This window comes from Deltaproteobacteria bacterium, assembly GCA_018668695.1.
In the GTDB taxonomy this organism is placed as follows: Bacteria; Myxococcota; XYA12-FULL-58-9; order XYA12-FULL-58-9; family JABJBS01; genus JABJBS01.
Genome location: JABJBS010000222.1, coordinates 1 through 2,511 on the forward strand (window position 1 = coordinate 1; position 2,511 = coordinate 2,511).

Sequence of the window (2,511 nt, forward strand, 5' to 3'; positions counted from 1 at the left end):
CCCTGGGCAGCCATTACTCATGGAGCAATTCAGTATCTCGGCCTACGCCTGGGGAAATAACCAATCTGTGAAATACTCGGTCAGGCCCCCGAAGAATAGCCCGGTGGCTCTCAGTGCAGAGGACCAAGAAACTTACGACCAGATACTCAGCAGTCAGAGCCCAACCTTCCGAAGCGAAGCTCTTACTTTCTTACTCCAAAAGAATTTAAAATCAGTTGAGCTGAGCTTCTGTGTGCAGTTCTCTGACCCCAATCACGCTTCCGGGAACGGGTGCCCCATCGACGATGAAACCGTGGAGTGGCAGACACCTTGGTATCAAGTAGCAACAATTGAAATTGAACCTCAGACAATCGGGGATGATGTCGATGAAGACCTTGTCTTTAACAGTTACCATATCTCCAGTGCAGAGCATTTACCGATTGGTCGCTTAAACAGAGCTCGGCTCTGGGCCTATACGGAATCAGCACGCACCCGGCATTTGGAAAACCACGTTGCCAAAGCACCCCACCCCTATATCCGGCCCCATGATTTAAAGGTTGCCGTGGTTGGCGGCGGTGTTTCCGGGCTTTGCGCCGCTCTCGCTTTGTCCGAATTTGGCTACGAAGTCACCGTATATGAAAAGCGGAAGTCTTTAGGAGGTCATGCTACAAGCCGCCGCGTTCATGATGGCAAGCACGTTCGAGATCCCGCCTTTGGAGCTTTTCGCAAACGACAGTGGCCAAACTTTTGGGCACTTCTCAAAACATTGAATGTGAACCCTATATCGCTTGGACAATGCGATGATTGGTTCAACTCTCCATTTCTTGGCTGGTTTCATGAAGACGGAAGCCCCTTGGAGCACTCACCTGCAGTAATGGAAGAAGGACGAGTCTTTGCCACCGCCTTGAGTAAAGCCGTACGTGATCCAGAAGCCGACGGCAAAACCGTTGGCGACTTGGTGGATGAGCTTCAGCTCTCTGATGCCTTCGTGAATACCTGGTTTATGGGCGGTGTGATTCTCTATTTTGGAGGACATCCCACACAGCACTACCTAAACTACCCACTGCGCCTGATTGCCTGGATGTGGCAAAACAACATTGCCGAAGAAACCACGGAACCCTTAGAACTCTTTCGCGTTAAAGATAGCGAGTACATCAATGCCTTGGCTGACTTCTTACAAAGTCGCGGCGTCACCATTCGTACAGGTGTAGAAGTTGCCATCAGTGAGCGTAATGAGAATAGCGTAACATTGGATGCAGCGGGCGAGTCCCACCAATTTGGCGAGGTCGTCCTTGCAATCCAGCCACAGTGTTCAGCTAAGCTTCTTGGAAAACATGCATCACCTGATGAGCGGACTATTCTTGAGTCATTTGAGTACTCAGTCGATACGGTCGCCGTTCACCAGGATGAATCCTATATGCCACAAGACAAGAGTCTTTGGAGGCTTGCGAATATTCGACTTCCAAATTCAAGCGCACCAGACGCAGACCGAAGCCAAACGCTCCCCTATACACTCTGCGCCCCGTGCAATGAAGACGACACAACACCTATCCTGGCAACTTATGACTACGCGCACACAGACCATTGGCCTAAATCTGCTGACCTCTTTACGTTCTCTCATGCCATTGTAAACCCCAACACACAGCGGTTGCGGCAAAAGCTGGAGAACCTCCAAGGTAAATCCTCCATTCACTATTGCGGAAGTTGGTCGAGAGGACTCACCCTCCACGAAGATGCCGTGGTCACCGGTTTCGAAGCGGCCAACCGTATTCTGGATTCCAAAGGTGAATACAAGCTGCTCTCGCCGCCCACTCCCATGCCCAAGCCTTTTGAGGCACTGGACGAACAAGCTTTGGTAACTGACGGCGACTTAACTGCCGGTATTCCAGCAATCGAGACCGCATTAAAAGACATCATCCACACTGTTATGGGTATCGACCCCGCGGAACTTGATGGTGAAACGGATGTGCAGGCCCTGGGAATGTCGTCCCTGCACTTCGCAAAACTTGCCAATACCATCAACGCCAACCTGCCACCCACTGCCGAAGATGAAGTTGATATCACCATGCTATTGCAAATGGAGACGCTATTCGAGGTAGCGGAATACATTCATGAGGCAATCCATGGGCAAAATGCTGGAGCACCCCAGGAGCCGGAACCACAGACCCAAGAGCCACACGAACCTGCTCCACGAAAAGCGGCGCCAAAAACCAAAAGCCGTCGCGCCTTTATCGAAACACTGGATGACCAACGAGAACGTGAGACGAAGCTCGCCACAAGCACTGTGATGACCATTCAAGGGCTGGCCATCGCTGCCTTATTCGCAACCATCGCGCTGAGTGCAAACCTAGCCTTTTGGGTGGGTACTCAGCTTTATGGAACCGGTGGTATCCAAAATATCATTTTAGCTCTACCAGCAGCATGGAGCACCTACTGCATTGCATTTTCATTGGCTGCTGTGTGTGTGAAATGGGTTGTGGTCGGTAAACTTAAACCTGGGCGTTACAGTGTTTACCGAAAAACCCACCTTAA

At 51.0% G+C, this 2,511-nt stretch carries 1 protein-coding gene; it reads left to right on the forward strand.

Going from position 1 to position 2,511, the window contains the following annotated elements:
• Window positions 1-103 precede the first annotated feature (103 nt).
• Window positions 104-2,511, forward strand: a 2,408-nt coding sequence (locus tag HOK28_11720; protein MBT6433755.1) for an FAD-dependent oxidoreductase, incomplete at its 3' end; no start/stop codon positions are given.